Genomic DNA, 14,553 nt, shown 5'->3' with positions numbered 1-14,553 from the left:
CCTCCGGGAAATCGTGCCCAAAAAATTGGGAGCGGGCCACGAAAACCAAGTTGGCCCAAAAATTGCTTTTTTATCTTATTTGGTCAAGCGGTAGTGTGACGGCAAAGTAAATTTCCGTCACGCTAGGTCATTCCTAGAGGCTGAAGTTATCGCCGAGATAAAGCCGGCGAACCTCCGGATTATTGACGATGTCGTTGGCACGACCATGCGTCAATACTTCGCCTGCATGGATGATATAGGCGCGGTCGATCAGGCCCAGCGTCTCACGAACGTTGTGATCGGTGATCAAGACGCCGATGCCGCGCGCGGTCAGGTGGTGCACGAGGTTCTGAATGTCGGCAACGGAAATCGGATCGACGCCGGCGAAGGGCTCGTCGAGGAGCATGAACGTCGGATCGGTTGCCAGGGCGCGCGCGATCTCAAGACGCCGACGCTCGCCACCCGACAACGACACGGCCGCGCTCTTGCGGAGCTTGCGGATATGGAATTCGTCCAGCAGCTCATCGAGCTTCTTTTCCCGCGCCGCCTTGTCCTTGATATGCACTTCGAGGACGGCGCGAATGTTTTCTTCCACCGTCAGGCCACGGAAGATCGACGCTTCCTGCGGCAGATAACCGACGCCAAGACGCGACCGACGATACATCGGCATCGTGGTCACATCGTTGCCGTCAATCTCGATGGTGCCCTCATCAACCGGAACGAGGCCGGTGATCATATAGAAGCACGTCGTCTTGCCGGCACCGTTCGGCCCGAGCAACCCGACAGCCTCGCCGCGGCGAACAACGAGCGAGACACCATTGACGACGCGTCGCGTGCTGTAGGTCTTGGTCAGACCGCGCGCGATCAGCGTGCCCTGATAACGGCTCTTGTCCGTGGTTGCGGCATCAGCCGCAGCCTGCGAACCAGTCTTGCCGAACTTGGTCGATAGCGAGAATAATTTCACGTGGTAAGGCCGGGGTCAGTTCTTCTTCTGTGATTTCGGATCAAGCTGAATTTGGACGCGCCCCCCGCAGCTGTCCAATTGCGCCTGTCCGGTCGCCATATGCACCGTCAGCTGGCAACCGGTGAAGACATTCGGTCCGTCTGACAGGACGACCTTCTCACCCTTCAGGATGAAAAGCTGCTTCGCCATGTCGAAGGATCCGTTGTCGGCAGTGGCAGTCTGTGTTCCGGAGCTCAGGAACACCTTGTCGGTGACGATGATGTGGTCGATATCGGCATTGCCTGACGCGATTGAGGTCGACGCCTGCTTGTCGTCGGCGGCCGATGCCTTGGAGGCGCCATTCGCATCGGCGTTCGCGGCGTCGCCGCCCTTCGCCTTGTAATACACCGTCATATGACCGGCCTGCAGGGTCGTCCCACCCTGGACAACCTTGACGTTGCCGGTGAAGTCGGCCGTGTGTTCCTGATCGTGGATTTCCAGCTTGTCGCTTTCGATCTGGATCGGTTCGTCCCGGTTGAGTTTCAGACCGTTCATCTGGCTGGTCGTTGCCTGAGCCAGCGCACCGCCCGCCAAAAGCATCAGTGCGAGCGCACCGTTAAAGAATACTGCGCCCGACTTGCGGGTGGAAATGCGACAATAGTTTGCCATTAGGAACCCGGCTGGTTAAGTGCCCTGTTTGTGAATAGCGGACGGATCAACATTCATTCGAACATTCCCTCGAATGTGATCGTCCGCCCCTTATCTGTCATCTTGAGCGAGCGCGCAACAACTGATGCGCCGTCTTTTTGGATCTCGACGGCATCATTGGTCGTAAGCTTGCCACCTTTGATATCGACCTGAGCGGTTTGGAACTTCGCGGAAAGGCCGTTGCTCAGAAGAATGGTGAACGGCGACTTGACGTTGAGGTTATCAGTCGCGCGATCATAATCGGCCGTCGTTGCCTCGACTCGAGCGATGAGATCATCGCGAATGGGAACGGCGGCCTTGATGGTTTCGAGTGTGATGAGATTGGGATTCTTGATGTCCTGCAGCGCGCGCTCGGCCAGCATGGAATAGTTGATGCCATCGGAGTTTCGGCCAGAGATCGCCGGCTTCTCCATCACGACCTTGCCGTCCTTGATCTTGGCACCCTCGATCTTGATGTTCTCGGGCAGATAGGTGCGGATGATGGAAACGCCGATGAAGGCGAGCGACACGATCACGGCGGCTACCGGCAGCAGCACCTTCAGCCGGCGAACCCTGGTCGAGTGAAACCGCGCGTCGCCATAGGCGCTCCTCGCGGACTTCGCATAGGCAGCCTGTCCGCCGTTGTTCAGGGTATTGAGCATAAGTTGGGTCCGTTGCAGTGATCGGCAGGCGTATATAGGGAGCGCTTCTGCAGATCACAGTTCGTTTCGCATTATTACACTGGCTTGCCAATATGGATTTTTTTCTGCAACAAGCAAGAAAAGCATGAAATTAGCCACAAAAGCATTTCCGCGCGCCTGGTGAACTCTAGATTGACGGGGTTGCCTGAGGCTTGCCGATCCGGAGGAATGAATGGACAGTTCGATGATCGCTGACCGCCGGCGGCTGCGGCGCAAGGTTGGCTTCTGGCGCGTGATCGCGGTTCTGCTGCTTCTGGCGTTCGGCTTTGTCGCATATCGCTTCTTTGCCGAAGACGTCGGCCTGGAACGCCCGCACATCGCCCACGTCACGATCTCCGGCCTGATCACCGACGACAACGAGCTGCTGGAGCGGCTCGGCAAGATCGAGAAGAGCGATGCGGTCAAGGCGGTCGTCGTCTCGATTTCGTCTCCAGGCGGAACGACCTATGGCGGCGAACGGATTTTCAAGGCGATCCGTGCGATCGCCGCCAAGAAGCCCGTCGTCTCTGACGTACGGACGCTCGCCGCCTCTGCCGGCTACATGATCGCCACGGCCGGCGACATGATCATCGCCGGCGACAGCTCGATCACCGGCTCGATCGGCGTCATCTTTCAGTATCCGCAGGTGAAGCCGCTTCTCGACAAGCTCGGCGTCTCCATGGAGGAGATCAAGTCCTCGCCGCTGAAGGCGGAACCCTCGCCGTTCCATCCGGCCAGCGAGGAGGCCAAGGCGATGATCAACAACATGATCGTTGATAGCTACGGCTGGTTCGTCGATCTCGTGGCCGACCGGCGTAAGCTTCCTCGCGAGGATGTCCTGAAACTCGCTGATGGAACGATCTTCACGGGGCGCCAGGCGCTGAAGGTAAAGCTGATTGACAAGATCGGCGGCGACGACGAAATCCGCGCCTATCTGGCGACGCGGAATGTCAAGAAAGACCTGCCCGAGGTCGACTGGGACAAGAAGAGCACGACGCCATTTCTGCTCGCCGGCGCCGCTTCGCAAATCCTCACACTCCTGGGTTACGGCGATCTTGCCCGCAGCCAGGACCTCACCGGAATTCTGCCGCAGAAGTTGCTCCTTGACGGGCTCCTTTCAGTTTGGCAGGTTGGCAATGATAGATAAGAAATCAATAATTTAAGGGGGCAACTGTGATCAAGTCCGAACTGGTGCAGATAGTTGCGGCACGCAACCCGCATCTTTATCATCGCGACGTCGAAAATATCGTCAACGCGGTCCTCGACGAGATCACGGATGCACTCGCGGCAGGCAACCGCGTGGAGCTGCGCGGCTTCGGCGCGTTCTCCGTCAAGAACCGTCCGTCGCGCTCCGGCCGCAACCCGCGTACCGGCGATACCGTCTTCGTCGAGGAGAAGTGGGTACCGTTCTTCAAGACCGGCAAGGAACTGCGCGAACGCCTCAACCCGGGACAGGCGGATCAAGACGACTGAGCGGATTTCTCCATCCAAAGCGACATCGCGCGCACTTGAACTTCCGCTAGCTCCGCTTATCCTGATATGCAGCATCGCACGCCGCGGTGAATGACAGCATACGGAGACAGCACAATGACGAAGAAAATCATCAACCTTCTGATTTTGCTGCCTCTTGGCATCATTCTGATCATCTTCTGCGTCGCCAACCGGCAGAGCGTGTCGCTGGCTTTCAACCCTTTCAGGCCGGAAGATCAGGTGCTCTCCCTTTCGGCACCACTCTTCGTTTTCCTGTTTATCGCTCTGATCATCGGCATGTTCGTCGGCGCCGCCGCCACCTGGCTCGGCCAAGGCAAGCATCGCAAGCGCGCCCGTAGCGAAGCCAAGGAGGCAGTCCGCTGGCAGACCGAAGCCGGACGCCACAAGTCGCGCGCCGAAGAGATCGCCGGGCAGCTGCCGTCGCGGTAACGCGCCGCAACTTGCGCCGAAAACGCCTGTTTCTTTCGAAGAACCATCTCCGAACGGACTTGAAGTCGCCTGAATTAGGCTGATGGCCACTTGCAGCCATGGACCTGCCTTCATAGCTATACGCGATACAGGTAGTGCGTACGCATCTGCCGGGCCGACATTCTGCCTTGCGAGGATGAAACCATGGATATCGACGACATTCTTCGGTCTGTTGTGGCCGTTCGCGCCTCAATCCCCGACGACGCCTATACGGCGGACACGCTCGGCACCCGCCGGGAAGGAAGTGGCGTCGTCATCCGTTCATCCGGGCTTGTGCTGACGATTGGTTACCTGATCACTGAGGCGGAAGAGGTGTGGCTGACGACGCTCGATGGCCGAGTAATCGCAGCTCATCCCCTCGCCTACGACCAGGAGACGGGCTTCGGCCTGCTGCAGGCGCTCGGCGATCTTGGCCTGCCGGCGCTCGAATTCGGCGATGGCAGCGGCGCGAACCTCGGAGACCCGGTGGTTTTGGCCGATGGCATCGGCCAGTTCGTCGAGGCCCGGATCGTCGCGAAGCAGGAATTTGCGGGCTATTGGGAATATCTGCTGGACGAGGCGATCTTCACGACGCCGGCGCATCCCTCGTGGGGAGGTGCTGCCCTTGTCGATGCTGATGGGAAGCTATTGGGCATCGGCTCCCTGCGCCTGCAGATGAGCCAGAATGACGAAGTTGCCGACATCAACATGATCGTGCCGATCAACCTTCTGCCGCCCATCCTCGATGATCTCCTGACCCGCGGGCAAGTCAACAAGCCCGCTCGCCCCTGGCTCGGTGCTTTCTCCGCGGAGAGCAACGGCGACGTCATCGTTATGAGTGTCGCCGATGGCAGCCCGGCCGATGAGGCTGGACTTCGCAGAGGCGACATCATCTCCGAAATAAGGGATGGCGAAGTGGACGGGCTTGCCGACTTCTACCGCAAGATCTGGAGCAGCGGCTCCGCCGGCGCTGAAATCCCAATGCGGGTTTTGCGGGACGGACGCGAAGCCTGGCTGCGGATCAGGTCGGCCGATCGCAACAACTACTTGAAGAAGCCGCAGTTGCAGTAGAGCGCGCTAGCCGGCGGGAAAGAAGCTCATCTCGTCATACATGCCTTCGGCAGACTTGCCGTTTCCTGTCACGACGAACCCGTTCGCCAGATAGAACACCTTTGCCCGCGTATTCTGGACAAGGCATTTCAATCGGTACTTCTGGTGCGGCCAGTCGGGAAGCGCACGCAGAAGGGCGCCACCCGCCCCACGCGACTGCCAGGGGCCGGCCACGTAGAGCATGTGAATGAAATCGTCCGGCGGCCACAGTGAGATAAATCCCGCGACTTCGCCTGCGGGCGTCTCGGCCACCCAGATGATCTCTCCCTGCGTTTGCGAGAAGAAATCGCCATGTCGGAAGGTCAGCGGATCGACCCACGAAAACGTCTGTCGCCGCACGGCCAGATAGAGATCGGCCAGATGCTCCCGATCCGAGGCATTGGCAAGCCTAACCACCCAGTGCATGACCTACCTGACCGAGCAATCCGCTCGCGCTATTCCGCCGCCTGGACGCTGACAGCGGCATTAAAATCCGAAAAGAACTGCTGCGCCAGCTTCGTCGACGTGGAGTCGATCAATCGCGCGCCAAGCTGAGCAATCTTGCCACCGACCTGGGCTTTCGCCTCGTACTGCAGGATTGTCTCGCCGCCGTCTTCCCTGAGCACGACATCCGCTCCGCCCTTGGCAAAGCCCGCAATGCCACCCTTTCCTTCGCCTGATATCGTGTAACTTTCAGGAGCGTTGATATTGGATAGCGTCACCTCGCCGTTGAAGGTCGCCGAGACCGGGCCGATCTTGATCTTCACCACAGCGGCAAGCTCGGTCGGGGACTTCATTTCGAGGCTCTGACAGCCCGGAATACACTGCTTCAAAATTTCGGGGTCGTTCAGAGCTGCCCATACGACATCCCGGGGCGCTGTAATCCGTTCTTCGCCGGTCAAGTCCATCCGAAATCCTCCCATTTCGACCTGCCTCAATTTATCACAGCCCGAAAGCGCTTTGCCAAGGTGAAACGGAATGCTATTTGCACCAGTTCTATCGAATTGAAGCACGCGGAAGACCACGTTGAGACAGAAAGAACGCCGGCCGAGCCAGAAATCCGCCGCCGGCCCCTCCGGCGGACGCCGCACCGACGATCGCGGGCCACGCCCGGCGAAGCCCGCCGCAAAACCGGCGCCGGCGCGCGACAAGGTGCGCGAACCGGCCTCGGTACCAACGGCCATAGACCGGCCGCTGCTGGAGCGCACCGGCGAGCGCCCGGCTGAACGCGTCCCCGTCATCCTCGAGTCCCTTGGCGCAGGCGACTTTCACCTGATCGACAGCGGCAATGGCGAGAAGCTGGAGCAATACGGTCCCTACCGGATCGTGCGCCCCGAAGGCCAGGCGTTGTGGCAGCCTTCCCTGCCGAAGCAGGTCTGGGAAAAGGTCGATTCCGTCTTCACCGGTGATACCGACGAGGAGGGAACCGGGCGCTGGCGCTTTCCCAAGGAAGCGCTTGGCGAGACCTGGCCGCTGAACCTGCTCGGCGTGGATTTCTTCGGCCGTTTCACCTCCTTCCGCCACGTCGGCGTCTTTCCGGAGCAGATCGTTCACTGGACGTGGATGAAGCAGCAGGTCGAGACGGCAGGGCGGCCGCTGAAGGTGCTAAACCTCTTTGGTTACACCGGTGTCGCTTCTCTCGTCGCCGCAGCGGCGGGCGCCGAGGTCACGCATGTCGACGCCTCGAAGAAGGCGATCGGCTGGGCGCGCGAAAACCAGGCGCTGAGCCGACTGGAGAAGGCACCGATCCGCTGGATCTGCGAAGACGCGATGAAGTTCATCCAGCGCGAGGAGCGCCGCGGCAACAAGTACGATATCATTCTCACTGACCCGCCGAAATTCGGGCGCGGACCGAATGGAGAGGTCTGGCATCTTTTCGAGCACTTGCCCGTCATGCTCGACATCTGCCGCGAGATCCTGTCGCCGAAGGCCGTCGGGCTTGTGCTGACAGCCTATTCGATCCGCGCCAGCTTCTATTCGATCCATGAGCTGATGCGCGAAACGATGCGTGGGGCCGGCGGCGTCGTCGAGTCTGGCGAACTCGTCATTCGCGAGGCCGGGCTGGACGGCAAGTCGCCGGGCCGCGCGCTCTCTACATCCCTCTTCTCCCGCTGGGTGCCGAAATGAGCCATGAACACAAGGGCCATGGCCCGCACAAGGTCGGGCACGTGAAAGAGGTCACCTCGCTCGCAAATCCCATCATCAAGGATATCAAGGCACTCAGCGACAAGAAGACGCGCGAGCAGAGCGGCACCTTCATGGCCGAAGGCCTGAAGCTTGTGATCGATGCGATCGAGCTCGGCTGGACGATCCGTACGCTGGTTTATGCCAAGGCCGCCAAGAGCAAGCCGCTCGTCGAGCAGATGGCGGCAAGAACCGTTGCATCAGGCGGACTGGTGCTCGAGGTCAGCGAGAAAGTGCTTTCCTCGATCACCCGCCGCGACAATCCGCAGATGGTCGTCGGCATCTTCGAGAACCGCTGGAAGCCGCTGCGCGAGATCCACCCGAAGCATGGTGAGACGTGGATCGCCCTCGACCGCGTCCGCGATCCCGGCAATCTCGGCACGATCATCCGCACCGCCGATGCCGCCGGCGCCTCCGGCGTCATCCTCGTCGGCGAGACGACCGATCCCTTCTCTCTGGAAACGGTGCGCGCCACCATGGGCTCGGTGTTTGCCGTTCCCGTTGCCCGCGCCACGGCGGACGAATTCATTGCCTGGAAGAAGCACGCCGGCGTTTCCGTCGTCGCCACACATCTGGCGGGTTCCGTCGACTACCGGACGATCGACTACAAGAAGAAGCCGGTCGTGATCCTGATGGGCAATGAGCAATCGGGGCTGCCTGAGCATCTTGCCAAGCAGGCCGACGCCCTTGCCCGCATTCCGCAGCAGGGCCGCGCCGACTCGCTCAATCTCGCCGTCGCCAGCGCCGTTATGCTGTTCGAGGCACGCCGCCATCTCCTCTCACTCGACGAGGTCAAATGACTGATCAGACGCTAGAACGACCGACCCTGTTTGCCCGGCCGCTGCCGATCCTGATCTTCATCGTTATTGCCGTCGTGCTCGACCAGATCGTCAAGATCGTCGTCGACCACACGCTGCCACTGCAGGAGCCGGTGCATCTTATACCGATGCTGGCGCTCTACCGGACCTACAATCTTGGCGTCGCCTTCTCGATGCTTTCGGGCATGGACGGCTGGTTCATCGTCGGCATGCGCTTGATCATCGTTGCCTTCGTCATCTGGCTCTGGCATCGAACAGGCAAGCAGCGCACCTTCGCCCATCTCGGCTATGCGCTGATCATTGCCGGTGCGCTCGGCAACCTGATCGACCGCTTTCTTTATGGGCACGTCATCGACTACATCTTGTTTCATACCGAGACATGGTCGTTCGCCGTCTTCAACCTGGCCGACAGTTTCATCACAATCGGCGCGGGATGCGTGATTCTTGATGAGCTAATACAACCTAAAAAAGCGGATACCTAAAGTTTTAGCTGTTTGCTGAAGCTATTTGGAACGGCCAGCGTGCTAATCCGATCCACATGGTCGGTCTGGGTCACTTGCAGCAAAAGCTGGCGAACGCCTTTGGCGCACATGCGGCACGTCGTAGCGGCGCTCCGGAACGGTCGCTTGCGCCCTTCGGTTCGGCCGACATCACCTTCTCCAATTCAGCGCCCACGGGTCGGAAGCTGTTGGCACATTGGCTCGGCGGGGCAGGCTTGCTGGCTTCGGTCGTTCTCCTTGGCCTTGCCTACACTGGCGGCATTCTGCTCTTTCTGATCGGCGTCGGCACGATCATCGTAGCATCGATCCTTGCGGCTGTCGTGCTATCGACCCGGCGAAGCGTCGCGCGCGGCATTTCGACCCGGAAAAAGCAGCCGGCTGGCGGCGGAGCGCAGCTCTTTGCGAACATCCACGACGCGCTGGGCGACATTACCGTAACACGGACGATGGACCGCCGGATCATCGCCGCGAACGAGACCTTTCGCCAGCTCACCGGGCGATCAGCACCTGAAGGACAGACCTGCGAGGAAATAGGCGTCGCCTTCCGCCCGGGAACCGAGCCCCATCGATACGACGTCGAAATCTCCACGCCGCAAGGCCAGCGCATTTTCCTCTGGCGCGATGTGGTGGTCCGCGACACGGACAGCGGGCGCCTGCTGCTTCACAGCATCGCGCGTGATGTCACCGACGAACGGCTGGCCGCGCAGGCGCGCGAAGATGCCCGCCAGAAAGCCGAATATAACAGCGCTGCCAAATCGCGCCTGCTGGCAACCGTCAGCCATGAGCTGCGCACGCCGCTGTCCGGTATTCTCGGAATGACGCACCTCCTGAGCGAAACCCGGCAATCCCTGGAACAGCAGAGCTATCTCAACGGCATCCGCCAGTCCGGCGATGCGCTGACGCAGCTGGTCGAGGACCTCCTGGATTTCTCGACGATCGAAGTCGGCCGCTTCCAGCTTCGCCCGCGCGCCGAGTCGCTCCGCAAGCTGCTGGAGAGCGTCGTCGAGATGCTCGCTTATCGTGCGCACGAGAAGGGCATCGAGATCGGCGCGACCGTCTCGTCCGACGTTCCCGACCTGATGAACTTCGACCCGGCGCGCCTGCGGCAGGTGCTCTTCAACGTCATCGGCAACGCCGTGAAATTCACACAGGCCGGCGGCGTCTTCATCCGTGCCTCCAAGCAGGACGACGAATTGCTGATTACCGTGACCGATACGGGCCCGGGAATGACCGACGAGGAGCAAGCGCGCATCTTCGGCGAGTTCGAACAGGGCGGCACGATGGCAGACAGGAGCGCAGGCACCGGGCTTGGCCTTGCGATCTCCTCGCGCATCATGCGTGAATTTGGCGGCACGCTCAGTGTTTCCAGCGAAAAGGGTCTCGGCAGCGAGTTCAGCATCCGCTTCACCGTCGCGCCTGAGGACGACAAGCAGCCGCGGCGCGACGCGATGCTTGCCGGCAACATTGTTCTGCTGCTTGCCCCGGTCGGTGCGGCGAGAATGGCGATTTCGGAAACGATCACCACGCTCGGCGGCATCTGCCATTTCGCGGAAGACGGCAGCACGGCCCGTCGGACCCTGCTCGAAATGGCCGGCCTCGGCAGCAGGCCCACAGACATCATCGTCGATCACCGCATGTCCGGCGAGTTTGCCGCCCACCTTGCGGATCGCGCCGATATCGCGGGGCTGGGTCTCAGAAAGATTCTTCTGGTTAACCCCGAGGAACGCAACGCCCATTCGCTCGATCTCTTCGATGCCTGGCTTATCCGTCCGCTGCGCGAACAGTCGCTGATCGACGTGTTGCGCGGGCGCATGCGCGGCATGGAGAAGCGCGACGCCCTCAACGACAACCAGCCGGGTTTCAGCGCCGTCGTTCCCGATACCGGCGATCATGGCGGTCTCAAGATCCTTTTGGCCGAAGACGACCCGATCAACGCGATGCTGATTCGCGCGATGCTCGACAAGGCCGGCCACAGCGTCCAGCACGTAACGCATTTCGAAGCGCTGCTTGATGGCGCACTCGCCGAAGGGGCTCGCCCCGACATCATCATCAGCGACCTTTCCATGCCTGGCGGTGATGGCATCGAAATGATTGGCCGGCTACGCGGGCACGAGCGCCGTCTCGATCTGCCATCGGTGCCGATTATCGTTCTGACCGCCGACAAACGCGACGATTCCCGCCGCCAAGTCTTGCTGAACGGCGCAAACCGCGTCATGTTGAAGCCCGTCGATCCAATAAGACTTCTGACGGAAGTCCAAGCCGTGGCCGCCCTTTCCGCACGACGTGCGGAGGCCAAATAGTCGTCCACAACCCTTGCATTTGCTGCGTGGCAGGGGGTTTAAAATGTCACTTTCCTGTCGCATATAAGTGTTTTATGGCGTGTCAAAAGCCGGCAATGAAAGAGTCGCCATGTCAGTAGACATCATCAACCGTGACGCAGTCGCCGAAGCCTCGCACGCTTCCCGGGCAACCGCGCCAAAGGAAAGCGACGTTTTCGGACGCATCGGAAATCTCGAAACGCGTCTCGCCCGCACACCGAGCGAGATCGACGCTGCGCAGGCTGTCCGTTACCGCGTCTTCGTCGAAGAGATGCAGGCGCAACTGCCGGCGGAAGCGATGCGCCGCAAGCGCGATTTCGATGCCTACGACGCTTTCTGCGATCACCTGCTGGTGCTCGACCGCTCGATCGAGGGCGACAGCGAGGACCAGATCGTCGGGACGTATCGGCTGCTGCGCCAGGACGTTGCCATGGCAAACGGCGGCTTTTACTCGGCTTCGGAGTTTGCGATCGACGAGCTGCTTGCCCGCCACCCGGATAAGCGCTTCATGGAACTCGGCCGCTCCTGCGTGCTGCCTGACTACCGCACCAAGCGGATCGTCGAGCTGCTCTGGCAGGGCAACTGGGCCTACGCTCTGAAGCACGGCATGAGCGCCATGTTCGGCTGCGCTTCCTTCCCAGGGGTCCATCCGGAGAGCCATGCGCTGGCTCTTTCCTTCCTGCATCACAACGTCGCCGCCAAGGACGAATGGGCGGTCAGCGCTCTTCCGCATCTTGCACGTGACATGGACCTGATGCCTGCGGAAGCGGTCAATCCGAAGCGGGCGCTGATGGCGCTGCCGCCGCTGATCAAGGGTTATCTCCGCCTCGGCGCCATGGTCGGCTCGACCGCTGTGGTCGACAAGGCGTTCAATACGACGGACGTCCTGATCGTTCTGCCGATCTCCAGCATTTCCGATCGTTACCTGAACTATTACGGCGCCGATGCCGGACGGTTCGCGAGCTGATTTTTCACTGATGTAATGACGACGGAGCGGGAGGCTGCCTCCCGCTCCGTTTTCTATTTCACGATCCAGCCGTATAGGCCGCGATCGCCGCCATGTTGACGATGTCGGAATCCTTCGCACCCATCGAGGTGATCTGAACCGCCTTGTCGAGACCGACGAGGATCGGGCCGATGACCGTCGAACCACCGAGTTCCTGCAGCATTTTCGTCGAGATCGAAGCCGAGTGGAAAGCCGGCATGACCAGAACGTTAGCCGGTCCCGATAGGCGGCAGAAAGGATACTGCTCCATTACCTTACGGTTCAGCGCCACGTCAGCCGCCATCTCGCCGTCATACTCGAAGTCGAGGCGGCGCTTGTCGAGGATCTTTACTGCCTCGCGCACACGCTCGGAGCGTTCGCCCGAGGGATGGCCGAAGGTCGAGTAGGCCAACATCGCAACGCGCGGCTGGTAGCCCATACGACGCGCAAAGCCGGCGGCTTCGACGGCAATATCGGCCAGTTCCTCGGCATTCGGCATGTCGTGAACCGCCGTATCAGCAACGAACACTGTCCGGCCGCGGCAGAGCGCGATGGAAACACCGATGACCCGGTGGCCGGGCTTCATGTCGATGCAGCGGCGGACGTCTTCGAGTGCGGTCGAATAGTTGCGGGTGATGCCGGTGACCATGCCATCGGCATCGCCGAGCGCCACCATGCAGGCCGCAAAGTGATTACGGTCATTGTGGATCAGGCGCTGGGCATCGCGGTGCAGGTAGCCTTTGCGCTGCAGCCGCGCATAGAGATAGTCGGTATAGGCTTCCACCCGCGTCGAGATGCGGGCGTTGACGATTTCAAGCCCCGGCCGATTGAGATCGATGCCGGCGCGCTCGGCGGTCTGGCGGATCAGGTCTTCGCGGCCGAGCAGGATCGCCGTGCCGAGTTCCTGGTTTGCGTAGGACATTGCCGCACGCATCACCTGCTCTTCTTCAGCTTCGGCAAAGACGACCCGCTTCGGACGGCGGCGAACGCGCTCGTAGAGGCTTGCCAGCGTCGAGGCGATCGGATCGCGGCGGGCGGAAAGCTCGCGGGCGTAGGCAGCCATGTCTGATATCGGCTTGCGGGCAACGCCGCTGTCGATCGCTGCCTGTGCCACAGCAACCGGGATCGCCGAGATCAAGCGCGGATCGAACGGTACCGGAATGATGTACTGTGCACCGAAGCGCGGACGGTTGCCCTGGTAGGCAGCAACGACATCATCGGGCACGTCCTCGCGAGCGAGGTTGGCCAGCGCCTGGACCGCCGCGATCTTCATCGCATCGTTGATGGTGGTGGCACGAACATCCAGCGCACCACGGAAGATGTAGGGAAAGCCGAGAACGTTGTTGACCTGGTTCGGATAGTCGGACCGGCCGGTTGCCATGATGGCGTCGTCGCGAATGCGGGCGACCTCTTCCGGGGTGATCTCCGGATCGGGATTTGCCATCGCGAAGATGACGGGCCGGTCGGCCATCGAGCGGATCATCTTCTCGGAGAAGGCGCCCTTCTGCGACAGACCAAAGACCACGTCGGCGCCCTTCATGGCCTCCTCGAGCGTGCGCGCCTTGGTCTTCACTGCATGCGCGGATTTCCACTGATTCATGCCTTCGGTGCGGCCCTGATAGATCACGCCCTTGGTATCACAGAGGGTGATGTTTTCAGGGGCAAAGCCCATCGCCTTGATCAGTTCGACGCAGGCGATGGCAGCGGCGCCGGCGCCATTGCAGACGAGCTTCGTGGTCTTGAGGTCGCGGCCGGTCAATTCCAGCGCATTGATGAGACCGGCGGCCGCGATGATCGCCGTACCGTGTTGGTCGTCATGAAAGACCGGAATGTCCATCAGCTCGCGCAGGCGCTGCTCGATGATGAAACAGTCGGGCGCCTTGATGTCCTCGAGGTTGATGCCGCCGAAGGACGGACCGAGGAAACGGACGCAGTTGATGAATTCGTCGACATTCTCGGTATCGACTTCGAGGTCGATGGAGTCGACGTCGGCAAAGCGCTTGAAGAGCACCGACTTGCCTTCCATGACCGGCTTGGAGGCCAGTGCGCCGAGGTTGCCGAGACCGAGGATCGCCGTGCCGTTCGAGATGACCGCAACCATGTTGCCGCGCGTCGTATAATCGTAAGCGGTCGCAGGATCGGCGGCGATCGCCTTCACCGGAACGGCAACGCCCGGCGAGTAGGCAAGCGACAGATCGCGCTGCGTTGCCATCGGCTTCGTGGCATTGATCTCCAGCTTTCCGGGCCGCCCCATGGCGTGGAACTCAAGAGCCTCGTTGTCGGTCACAGACGTAACCGGCCGCTGCTTCTTCTCGGTATCGGGCATTTTTCCTCCAAACGTCTTGTGGGTGACGCCTTGCTCTTCCTCAATCGCAGTTGTCATCTATAGCGGCGGGCAGCTAGGGTTGGCACCTCTTTTTTGGAAAAAATGC

General features: G+C 60.8%; 14 protein-coding genes and 1 pseudogene. 9 read left to right on the top strand and 6 right to left on the bottom strand.

Translation table 11 applies throughout. From position 1 onward, the window contains the following. Positions 1–133: 133 nt before the first annotated feature. The 3 genes and pseudogenes from lptB to lptC form a co-directional block, all read right to left on the bottom strand. The gene (lptB, locus tag FZ934_RS18415; protein WP_056816910.1) at positions 134–943 is read right to left on the bottom strand and encodes an LPS export ABC transporter ATP-binding protein; all 810 of its coding nucleotides are present in this window, start codon (positions 941–943) and stop codon (positions 134–136) included. A gap of 15 nt (positions 944–958) precedes the next feature. Beyond that, positions 959–1,591: an LptA/OstA family protein gene (locus tag FZ934_RS18410; RefSeq protein ID WP_153272249.1), complete on the bottom strand. Its 633-nt coding sequence runs from the start codon at positions 1,589–1,591 to the stop codon at positions 959–961. Positions 1,592–1,606: 15 nt separating this feature from the next. Continuing rightward, positions 1,607–2,271, bottom strand: a pseudogene (lptC, locus tag FZ934_RS18405) (LPS export ABC transporter periplasmic protein LptC). A gap of 211 nt (positions 2,272–2,482) precedes the next feature. Here lptC and sppA point away from each other — a divergent pair. The 4 genes from sppA (at position 2,483) to FZ934_RS18385 (ending at position 5,298) form a co-directional block, all read left to right on the top strand. After that, positions 2,483–3,436: a signal peptide peptidase SppA gene (gene sppA / locus FZ934_RS18400; protein WP_153272248.1), complete on the top strand. Its 954-nt coding sequence runs from the start codon at positions 2,483–2,485 to the stop codon at positions 3,434–3,436. A 26-nt stretch (positions 3,437–3,462) separates the two neighbouring features. Beyond that, positions 3,463–3,762 (top strand): integration host factor subunit beta, encoded by a 300-nt coding sequence (locus FZ934_RS18395; protein WP_018898213.1) that lies wholly within the window; start codon positions 3,463–3,465, stop codon positions 3,760–3,762. A gap of 114 nt (positions 3,763–3,876) precedes the next feature. After that, positions 3,877–4,209: a LapA family protein gene (locus FZ934_RS18390; protein ID WP_153272247.1), complete on the top strand. Its 333-nt coding sequence runs from the start codon at positions 3,877–3,879 to the stop codon at positions 4,207–4,209. A gap of 183 nt (positions 4,210–4,392) precedes the next feature. After that, a complete protein-coding gene (locus FZ934_RS18385; RefSeq protein ID WP_153272246.1) occupies positions 4,393–5,298 on the top strand; it encodes a S1C family serine protease in 906 nt (301 codons plus the stop codon). 6 nt (positions 5,299–5,304) lie between these two features. Here FZ934_RS18385 and FZ934_RS18380 read toward each other — a convergent pair whose 3' ends face one another. Together FZ934_RS18380 and FZ934_RS18375 are read right to left on the bottom strand one after the other, a co-directional pair. Beyond that, positions 5,305–5,742: a GNAT family N-acetyltransferase gene (locus tag FZ934_RS18380; protein WP_153272245.1), complete on the bottom strand. Its 438-nt coding sequence runs from the start codon at positions 5,740–5,742 to the stop codon at positions 5,305–5,307. Between the two features lie 29 nt (positions 5,743–5,771). Continuing rightward, positions 5,772–6,224 carry an SRPBCC family protein gene (locus FZ934_RS18375; protein ID WP_153272244.1) on the bottom strand — a complete coding sequence of 151 codons (453 nt, stop codon included), beginning with the start codon at positions 6,222–6,224 and terminating at the stop codon, positions 5,772–5,774. 118 nt (positions 6,225–6,342) lie between these two features. On the opposite strand from FZ934_RS18375, the gene FZ934_RS18370 reads away from it, so the two are divergent. The 5 genes from FZ934_RS18370 (at position 6,343) to FZ934_RS18350 (ending at position 12,103) form a co-directional block, all read left to right on the top strand. Beyond that, positions 6,343–7,443, top strand: coding sequence for a class I SAM-dependent methyltransferase (locus tag FZ934_RS18370; protein WP_153272243.1), 1,101 nt, complete (start codon positions 6,343–6,345; stop codon positions 7,441–7,443). Continuing rightward, positions 7,440–8,300, top strand: a complete 861-nt coding sequence (locus FZ934_RS18365) for a TrmH family RNA methyltransferase (protein ID WP_153272242.1) — start codon at positions 7,440–7,442, stop codon at positions 8,298–8,300. The genes FZ934_RS18370 and FZ934_RS18365 overlap by 4 nt, the downstream gene beginning before the upstream one ends. Then, a complete protein-coding gene (gene lspA / locus FZ934_RS18360) occupies positions 8,297–8,800 on the top strand; it encodes a signal peptidase II (RefSeq protein WP_113361268.1) in 504 nt (167 codons plus the stop codon). Before FZ934_RS18365 ends, lspA begins: the two co-directional genes overlap by 4 nt. Before the next feature lie 56 nt (positions 8,801–8,856). Next, positions 8,857–11,118, top strand: a complete 2,262-nt coding sequence (locus tag FZ934_RS18355; protein ID WP_153272241.1) for a hybrid sensor histidine kinase/response regulator — start codon at positions 8,857–8,859, stop codon at positions 11,116–11,118. A 109-nt stretch (positions 11,119–11,227) separates the two neighbouring features. Continuing rightward, on the top strand, positions 11,228–12,103 hold the full coding sequence (locus FZ934_RS18350; protein WP_153272240.1) for a GNAT family N-acetyltransferase: 876 nt from the start codon (positions 11,228–11,230) through the stop codon (positions 12,101–12,103). Positions 12,104–12,161: 58 nt separating this feature from the next. Here FZ934_RS18350 and FZ934_RS18345 read toward each other — a convergent pair whose 3' ends face one another. Continuing rightward, positions 12,162–14,447 (bottom strand): NADP-dependent malic enzyme, encoded by a 2,286-nt coding sequence (locus tag FZ934_RS18345; protein WP_153272491.1) that lies wholly within the window; start codon positions 14,445–14,447, stop codon positions 12,162–12,164. Between the last annotated feature and the right edge of the window lie 106 nt (positions 14,448–14,553).

Source organism: Rhizobium grahamii (genome assembly GCF_009498215.1).
Classification (GTDB): Bacteria; Pseudomonadota; Alphaproteobacteria; order Rhizobiales; family Rhizobiaceae; genus Rhizobium; species Rhizobium grahamii_A.
The sequence above is the reverse complement of the archived record's forward strand: the minus strand, read 5'-3'. Positions and strand labels throughout refer to the sequence as shown.

What these genes read in the sequence shown, in the direction of transcription:
- FZ934_RS18410 (WP_153272249.1), bottom strand. Translation starts at nt 1,591, where the DNA reads ATGGCAAACTATTGTCGCATTTCCACCCGCAAGTCGGGCGCAGTATTC.
- sppA (WP_153272248.1), top strand. Translation starts at nt 2,483, where the DNA reads ATGGACAGTTCGATGATCGCTGACCGCCGGCGGCTGCGGCGCAAGGTT.
- FZ934_RS18390 (WP_153272247.1), top strand. Translation starts at nt 3,877, where the DNA reads ATGACGAAGAAAATCATCAACCTTCTGATTTTGCTGCCTCTTGGCATC.
- FZ934_RS18385 (WP_153272246.1), top strand. Translation starts at nt 4,393, where the DNA reads ATGGATATCGACGACATTCTTCGGTCTGTTGTGGCCGTTCGCGCCTCA.
- FZ934_RS18380 (WP_153272245.1), bottom strand. Translation starts at nt 5,742, where the DNA reads ATGCACTGGGTGGTTAGGCTTGCCAATGCCTCGGATCGGGAGCATCTG.
- FZ934_RS18375 (WP_153272244.1), bottom strand. Translation starts at nt 6,224, where the DNA reads ATGGACTTGACCGGCGAAGAACGGATTACAGCGCCCCGGGATGTCGTA.
- FZ934_RS18365 (WP_153272242.1), top strand. Translation starts at nt 7,440, where the DNA reads ATGAGCCATGAACACAAGGGCCATGGCCCGCACAAGGTCGGGCACGTG.
- lspA (WP_113361268.1), top strand. Translation starts at nt 8,297, where the DNA reads ATGACTGATCAGACGCTAGAACGACCGACCCTGTTTGCCCGGCCGCTG.
- FZ934_RS18355 (WP_153272241.1), top strand. Translation starts at nt 8,857, where the DNA reads ATGGTCGGTCTGGGTCACTTGCAGCAAAAGCTGGCGAACGCCTTTGGC.
- FZ934_RS18350 (WP_153272240.1), top strand. Translation starts at nt 11,228, where the DNA reads ATGTCAGTAGACATCATCAACCGTGACGCAGTCGCCGAAGCCTCGCAC.
- FZ934_RS18345 (WP_153272491.1), bottom strand. Translation starts at nt 14,447, where the DNA reads ATGCCCGATACCGAGAAGAAGCAGCGGCCGGTTACGTCTGTGACCGAC.